Here is a 6,261-nt window from a genome sequence, read left to right on the forward strand (position 1 = left end):
GGTAGGACATTAAAGCAGCATTGGTAGTGTCTTTCCTAACGATGGAGCTGAAAGCGGCTGCTGGCCTATAATGCGCGCCGGTTTTCGAGGTATAGGTTTCGGGTAGCACCATGAGCACAGAAGATCCACGCTTCGCCGGCGTTGCCCGGCTTTACGGCGACGACGGGCTGCACCGCTTGAGCCAGGCCCATGTGGGGGTCGTCGGAATCGGCGGGGTTGGTTCGTGGGCGGCTGAGGCGCTGGCGCGCAGTGGCGTGGGGGAGATCACCCTGTTCGACCTCGACGACGTCTGCGTCAGCAATACCAACCGCCAGGCCCATGCCCTGGAAGGGCAGGTGGGGCGGCCCAAGGTCGAGGTGATGGCCGAGCGCCTGCGCGCGATCAACCCGGCGTGCACGGTGCATGCGGTGGCCGACTTCGTCACCCGCGAGACCATGGCCGAATACATTACCGAAAACCTCGATTGCGTTATCGACTGCATCGACAGCGTGATGGCCAAAGCCGCGCTGATTGCCTGGTGCCGGCGGCGCAAAATCGCCGTGGTGACCACCGGTGGCGCGGGCGGGCAGATCGACCCGACGCAGATCCAGATCGGCGACCTCAACAAGACCTTCAACGACCCGCTGGCATCGCGCGTGCGTTCCACCTTGCGCCGGGACTACAACTTCTCGCGCAACGTCAGCCGCAATTACGGTGTGCCGTGCGTGTTCTCCAGCGAGCAGCTGCGCTATCCCAAGGGGGATGGCAGCGTTTGCCTGCAGAAAAGCTTCGTCGGTGAAGGCGTGCGCCTGGACTGCTCAGGGGGCTTTGGCGCAGTGATGATGGTCACCGCGACCTTCGGCATGGTGGCTGCCAGCAAGGCGGTGGAAAAACTGGTGGCGGGTGCGCGGCGGCCTTCTGAACGGGTTAAACCGGAGTAAGGCGCTGGACCTCTGCGGGCTTCTTCGCAGGCCCCTGCAGGCGCGGGCTTGCCCGCGATGAACCCACCGCCGGTTCAACTGACCGAAACCAGCTCCGCCATCCGCTGCAACACCGCATGCAACCCATTGCTGCGCGACGGCGACAATTGCCGCTCCAGCCCCAGCCGGGTGAACCACTCGCGTAAATCCAGTGCAGCCAGTTCAGCACTGTTCAGGCCCTGCACCCGGACCAGCAGCAACGCCAGCAAACCGCGTAACAACCGCGCGTCGCTGCCTGCCTTGAACAGCCACTGGCCATCGCGCTGTTCAACCACCAGCCACACCAGGCTTTCGCAGCCATGCACCCGGTTGCCTTCGCACTTTTGCGCATCCTCCAGCGGAGCCAGGCGGTCACCCATTTGCATCAGCAACCGCGCACGCTGCTCCCAGCCACGGGCTTGTTCGAAGCTGTCCAGCGCCGCTTGGGCGTCTACAGGCAGGCTCATCGCAGCAACTCCAGGCCTTGGTCGAGGGCGTCGAAAAACCGCTGCAGGTCGTCGCTGTCGTTGTACAGCCCCAGCGACACCCGAATCGCCCCGTCCAGCCCCAGCCCTTTGAGCAAAGGCATGGCGCAGTGATGGCCAGCGCGTACGGCAATGCCCTGTTCGGTCAGCAGGTGAGCGATGTCGGCATTGTGCACGCCGTCGATGACGAAGCTGGCCAGGGCCGCCTGCGGTGAGCCCAGTACGCGCACGCCGTCACGGTCGGCCAGCCCGCGCAACAGGTGCTGATGGAGGCTGGATTCATGGTTGCTGACCGCCATGGCATCCAGGCTGGCCAGGTAATCGAGGGTCGCGCCCAGCCCGATCACACCGGCGATGGGCGGTGTGCCGGCCTCAAAGCCCAGCGGGGCGGGGCGGAAGCTGGCGCTGTGGTAATCGGCCAGCTGCACCATCTCTCCGCCGAACTGCCAGTGGCGCAGCAACTCCAGCGCCTGTGGGCGACCATAGAGCACGCCGACGCCTTCAGGGCCGTACAACTTGTGGCTGGAGAACACGTAGAAGTCACAGCCCAGTTGCTGCACATCGTGACGCCCATGCACCACGCCCTGTGCACCATCCACCACGGTCAACGCCCCTTGGGCGCGTGCGTGGGCGAGCAAGCTTGGCAGCGGCTGCCAGGTGCCGAGCACGTTGGACAACTGGCTGACGGCCAGCACCCGTGTGCGTGGGCCAATCAGTTGCAAGGCCTGGTCGAGGTCGATGCGGCCATGCGCGTCCACCGGCAGCACTACCAGGCGCATGTTGCGCCGCTGCGCCAGTTGCTGCCAGGGCAGCAGGTTGGCGTGGTGTTCCAGGGCGCTGACGGCGATCTCTTCGCCCGCCTCAAAGCGGTGTTCCAGGCCATAGGCCAGCAGGTTCAGCGCCGACGTGGCGCCGTGGGTGAAGATGATTTGCCGCGATTCGGCGGCATTGAGCCAGGCGGCCACCTTGTCGCGGCTGGTTTCGAACGCTTGGGTCGCCAGCGCGCCGGGCAGGTGCTGGGCACGGTGCACATTGGCCGCGCCGTGGCCGTAATAGTGGCTCAGGGCATCGAGCAGGGCCTGGGGCTTCTGGGTGGTGGCGGCGCTGTCCAGGTAGGTCTGGTGCTGCCGTTGCAGGGCGTCGATAGCGGGGAAATCGGCACGCCAGGGGGAGGGCTGGAACATGATCACGGGGCCTGGAATGAAAATCGGGTCTGGCGTGGTGCCAGACCCGATCTTAACATTTCATACGCTGAGCGTGCGCTGTTCGCGGGCAAGCCCGCTCCTGCAGGTACTGAAGGATTCTCAGTTGTGCGCGTGCAGCGCCTCGTTCAGCTCGATCGCCGACTTGTGCGTCTTGCACTCGACGGCGCCATTGAGCGAGTTGCGGCGGAACAGCAGGTCGGTCTGGCCGGCCAGGTCACGGGCCTTGACCACTTTGACCAGCTCGTTGTTCTCGTCGAGCAGGTTCACCTTGGTACCGGCAGTGATGTACAGGCCAGCTTCGACGGTGTTGCGGTCGCCCAGCGGGATGCCGATACCGGCGTTGGCGCCGATCAGGCAGCCTTCGCCGACTTTGATGATGATGTTACCGCCGCCGGACAGGGTGCCCATGGTCGAGCAGCCGCCGCCCAGGTCCGAGCCCTTGCCGACGAAGACGCCCGCCGAGACACGGCCTTCGATCATGCCTGGGCCTTCGGTGCCAGCGTTAAAGTTGACGAAGCCTTCGTGCATGATGGTGGTGCCTTCGCCGATGTAGGCGCCCAGGCGCACACGGGCGGTGTCGGCAATGCGCACGCCGGCCGGGACCACGTAGTCGGTCATCTTCGGGAACTTGTCCACCGAGAATACTTCCAGCAGCTCGCCCTTCAGGCGTGCTTCCAGTTGCAGTTCGGCAAGCTCCGCCAGGTCGACGGCGCCCTGGTTGGTCCAGGCCACGTTCGGCAGCAGCGGGAAGATACCGGCCAGGCTCAGGCCGTGCGGCTTGACCAGGCGGTGCGACAGCAGGTGCAGCTTGAGGTAGGCCTCTGGGGTCGAGGTCAGCGCAGCGTCTTCGGCCAGCAGGGTGGCAACCAGCGGCTTGTGGCTTTCGGCCAGGCGGGTCAACAGCGCGGCCTGGGCGGCATCGACGCCTTTCAGGGCTTCGGCCAGCTGCGCGGCCTGGCCGTTGCTGAAGGTGATGGCCTGGTTGCCGCCTTCGTAACCGAGGATCGGCGCTACGGCGGCGACCAGCTCGGCGCTCGGCTTGAGCAGCGGTTGTGCGTAGAACACTTCCAGCCAGGTGCCCTGGCGGTTCTGGGAGCCGACACCGAAGGCCAGGCTGAACAGGGTATTGGACATGTGATTACCTCGTGCGAAATAGGGTGTGAAGCGCTAGCGGGCTCAGGCCAGCGCGGCGGCGTACAGGTCAGGCTTGAAGCCCACCAGTGTGCGCGCGCCCAGGTCGAGCACCGGGCGCTTGATCATCGACGGCTGGGCCAGCATCAGTTCAACGGCCTTGGCCTGGTCGAGATCGGCCTTGCTGGCGTCGTCGAGCTTGCGGAAGGTGGTGCCGGCACGGTTGAGGATGACTTCCCAGCCGTGTTCGTCGCACCAGCGGTTCAGGCTGTCACGGTCGATGCCTTGAGCTTTGTAGTCATGGAATTCGTAGGCGATGGCTTTGTCTTCGAGCCAGGTGCGCGCCTTTTTCATGGTATCGCAGGCTTTGATGCCGTAGAGCGTGTAGGTCATTGTGTGCATTGAGGCCACAGGCTGCCCCAATCTCTCCATTTCCGAATGTCAGTCGCGGGATTATGCGGGAACGATTCTTTGAGCGCCACGGGTGTGGGGCGAATGGGGGGCCGTGTGAGCCAAGCGCATCGAGGTCGCAGCTCTCTAGTATCATCGTGTTACATATTCATCTGTCACCTGCGACTATCGTGCAGCGGTCTCGATTTAGCCATCCCCGCTAACATATTGTTTCAATGGCGATGTTTCGCCCCGCTGTAGTTCTTGATTCATAAAGGAAGCTTTTACGGATGCAGTCAGCCTATACCGTCCTCATCCTGCTGACGCTGGTAAGCGTGTCGAAACTGGTCGGGCGTATGGTCCCGCTACCCCTGCCGCTGGTGCAGATCGCCGCCGGCGCACTGTTGGCCTGGCCGACCCTGGGCCTGCACGTGGCGCTGGACCCTGAGCTATTCCTCTTCCTGTTCCTGCCCCCGCTGCTGTTTGCCGACGGCTGGCGCATCCCCAAGCGTGAGCTGTGGCGCATTCGCGGGCCGGTGGTGGCATTGGCCGTGGGGCTGGTGCTGTTCACCGTGGTCGGTGCCGGCTACTTCATCCACTGGTTGCTGCCGAGCATCCCGCTGCCCGTGGCATTCGCCTTGGCAGCCGTGTTGTCGCCGACCGACGCCGTGGCGGTTTCGGCGATAACCCAGGACCGCCTACCCACCCCGCTGATGCACATGCTCCAGGGCGAGGCGTTGATGAACGACGCGTCGGGCCTGGTGACCTTCAAGTTCGCGCTGGCAGCGGCGATCACCGGCGTGTTCTCGTTGGCCGATGCCAGCTTCAGCTTCGTGCTGGTCGCATTGGGAGGCCTGGCGGTGGGTGTGGCCCTGAGCTGGCTGATCGGTCGCCTGCGCGCCTGGATGATCGCCCGTGGCTGGGATGACCCGGCTACCCATGTGGTGTTCATGCTGCTGCTACCGTTTGCCGCTTATGTGCTGGCCGAGCGCCTTGGTGTGTCGGGCATTCTCTCGGCGGTGGCGGCCGGCATGATGCAGAGCTGGCTCGACCTGCTGCCGCGCCAGACCAGCACCCGCTTGCTCAACCGCAGCGTCTGGTCGCTGCTGGAGTTCGCGTTCAACGGCTTGATCTTCTTGCTGCTGGGCCTGCAGTTGCCCGACATCATCAAGGCGGTGGTCAGCCACGAGGCGACGGTCTGGCCAACCCTGGCCTGGCGTTGCCTGGACGTGCTGGCGATCTTCGCAGCGTTGATCCTGCTGCGGTTTATCTGGGTACAGAGCATCTGGCGGGCGATTGGTGTGGTGCGGCGCTGGCGCGGCAAGCCGGCGCTGGTGCTGATGCCAACCGCACGCTCCTGCTGGCTGCTGACCTTGGGCGGGGTACGGGGTGCGGTAACCCTGGCGGGTGTGATGTCGATACCGTTGCTGATGGGGGCGGGCCAGGCGTTCCCTGAACGAGACTTGCTGATCTTCATTGCCGCCGGGGTCATTCTATTGTCGCTGATCAGTGCCTGTATCGCGTTGCCGATCCTGCTGCGTGGCATCACCAAGAGCCCGGACGAGCGCCTGCATCAAGAGGTGCAGGAAGCCTGGCGCCGTACCGCCGAGGCGGCGATCCATGCGTTGGAAGCTGAGGAAGTGATCGACGCCAGCGCGCCGCAGGATGCCGCGCAGGCGACACTGGCCACCGAGCTCAAGGCAAGGTTGATGGCCGAGTATCGGGACGAGCTGAACAGTTACAACGACACGGCTGAGGCGAGAGCTTTGGCAGAGCAGATGGATTTGCTCGAGCGGCGTTTGCGTTTGCGTGCGCTACGGGCGCAGCGGCTGGAGCTCTATAACCTGCATCGCCAGCACCTGGTGGGCGATGAGGTGGTGCGGCAGGTGTTGGGTGAGCTGGATATGAGTGAGGCCAACCTGGGGCAGGTCAGGTAGATCTCATTGTTGGCATTCGCGGGGCAAGCCTACTCCCACAGGTCTCCAGCAACTTCAAATGCAATGGAGAACCTGTGGGGGCGGGCTTGCCCCGGGTACAAACCGAAGACATCGTTTACATTTCAAACCGGGAACATGGTTTACAGGCTAATACGCATGATCAGGAGGTATTTGA

Annotated in this window: 6 protein-coding genes; 2 read left to right on the forward strand and 4 right to left on the reverse strand. The window is 64.0% G+C overall.

Annotation, left to right across the window (positions count from 1 at the left end; translation table 11 throughout):
* The first annotated feature begins 110 nt into the window (after positions 1–110).
* Entirely contained in the window at positions 111–920 is an 810-nt protein-coding gene (gene tcdA / locus ACFY68_RS07855) for a tRNA cyclic N6-threonylcarbamoyladenosine(37) synthase TcdA (protein ID WP_387525300.1), read from the forward strand.
* A 74-nt stretch (positions 921–994) separates the two neighbouring features.
* On the opposite strand, the gene ACFY68_RS07860 is transcribed toward tcdA, so the two are convergent.
* From ACFY68_RS07860 to ACFY68_RS07875, 4 genes are all read right to left on the reverse strand, one after another.
* The gene (locus tag ACFY68_RS07860) at positions 995–1,405 is read right to left on the reverse strand and encodes a SufE family protein (RefSeq protein ID WP_387525303.1); all 411 of its coding nucleotides are present in this window, start codon (positions 1,403–1,405) and stop codon (positions 995–997) included.
* On the reverse strand, positions 1,402–2,607 hold the full coding sequence (locus ACFY68_RS07865; protein ID WP_387525306.1) for a cysteine desulfurase: 1,206 nt from the start codon (positions 2,605–2,607) through the stop codon (positions 1,402–1,404). Before ACFY68_RS07865 ends, ACFY68_RS07860 begins: the two co-directional genes overlap by 4 nt.
* A 120-nt stretch (positions 2,608–2,727) precedes the next feature.
* Positions 2,728–3,762 (reverse strand): 2,3,4,5-tetrahydropyridine-2,6-dicarboxylate N-succinyltransferase, encoded by a 1,035-nt coding sequence (dapD, locus tag ACFY68_RS07870; RefSeq protein WP_387525309.1) that lies wholly within the window; start codon positions 3,760–3,762, stop codon positions 2,728–2,730.
* 42 nt (positions 3,763–3,804) lie between these two features.
* Positions 3,805–4,152: an ArsC family reductase gene (locus tag ACFY68_RS07875; RefSeq protein ID WP_306381699.1), complete on the reverse strand. Its 348-nt coding sequence runs from the start codon at positions 4,150–4,152 to the stop codon at positions 3,805–3,807.
* A 287-nt stretch (positions 4,153–4,439) separates the two neighbouring features.
* On the opposite strand from ACFY68_RS07875, the gene ACFY68_RS07880 reads away from it, so the two are divergent.
* Positions 4,440–6,086: a Na+/H+ antiporter gene (locus ACFY68_RS07880; RefSeq protein WP_387525311.1), complete on the forward strand. Its 1,647-nt coding sequence runs from the start codon at positions 4,440–4,442 to the stop codon at positions 6,084–6,086.
* Positions 6,087–6,261 lie beyond the last annotated feature (175 nt).

Source organism: Pseudomonas sp. NPDC012596, from assembly GCF_042902325.1.
Classification (GTDB): Bacteria; Pseudomonadota; Gammaproteobacteria; order Pseudomonadales; family Pseudomonadaceae; genus Aquipseudomonas.

Coding starts and splice junctions, on each gene's coding strand:
- tcdA (WP_387525300.1), top strand. CDS start 111: ATGAGCACAGAAGATCCACGCTTCGCCGGCGTTGCCCGGCTTTACGGC.
- ACFY68_RS07860 (WP_387525303.1), bottom strand. CDS start 1,405: ATGAGCCTGCCTGTAGACGCCCAAGCGGCGCTGGACAGCTTCGAACAA.
- ACFY68_RS07865 (WP_387525306.1), bottom strand. CDS start 2,607: ATGTTCCAGCCCTCCCCCTGGCGTGCCGATTTCCCCGCTATCGACGCC.
- dapD (WP_387525309.1), bottom strand. CDS start 3,762: ATGTCCAATACCCTGTTCAGCCTGGCCTTCGGTGTCGGCTCCCAGAAC.
- ACFY68_RS07875 (WP_306381699.1), bottom strand. CDS start 4,152: ATGACCTACACGCTCTACGGCATCAAAGCCTGCGATACCATGAAAAAG.
- ACFY68_RS07880 (WP_387525311.1), top strand. CDS start 4,440: ATGCAGTCAGCCTATACCGTCCTCATCCTGCTGACGCTGGTAAGCGTG.